Source organism: Vibrio sp. 1401, assembly GCF_033340295.1.
The window spans coordinates 1-589 of the sequence record NZ_JAWOWF010000591.1 but is presented as its reverse complement, the minus strand read 5'-3'; the positions used below and the strand labels follow the sequence as shown (position 1 = coordinate 589).

Genomic DNA, 589 nt, shown 5'->3' with positions numbered 1-589 from the left:
GGTTTGGTGGTTCTGGTGTTTGCCATCGGAACGGTGACAACAAAGGTCATGCCGCCTGACTCACCCGATTGCGTCCCTTGGTGGTTATAGGCGCTGAGCGCTCCGTGATAGCTTTCTAAAATACGTTTTGAAATGGTCAAACCCAGTCCGAGCCCTTCTGGTTTGGTGGTAAAAAACGGGTCAAAGATTTTCGCCAATGCCTCGTCAGACATCCCCGGGCCGTTATCTGACACCAGAATATAGCAGCTCGAATCGTGGCATTGAATCGCGATGGAAATTTGCGGATCAATACAATAGCCATCCATCGCTTGCGCAGCGTTGTGGAACAGATTGATGAGCACTTGTTCTAGTTCAACGCTGTGAATGGCGAGCCTCACCTCGTGGTCGATCGTCGGTACTTTGAGCGTGACGCCTTGCTTGATCAACTTATTGCTCAATATGCTGGTGGCATTGTGCACCGCATCGTGGAGTATCGACACTTCATTATGAGGTTCATGAGAAGTTTTACGGGTGAAGACTTTTAGCCTAGCAATGACCTCGGCAATAGTCTCGTTTAGCGAGAGCATCTTGTTTAAGTTGTCTGCGACCA

Annotated in this window: 1 protein-coding gene; it reads right to left on the bottom strand. The window is 49.2% G+C overall.

Going from position 1 to position 589, the window contains the following annotated elements; all coding sequences use genetic code 11:
• Positions 1-589 (bottom strand): sensor histidine kinase (locus R7Z77_RS27010; RefSeq protein ID WP_318137260.1); only part of this gene is annotated, 589 nt, incomplete at both ends.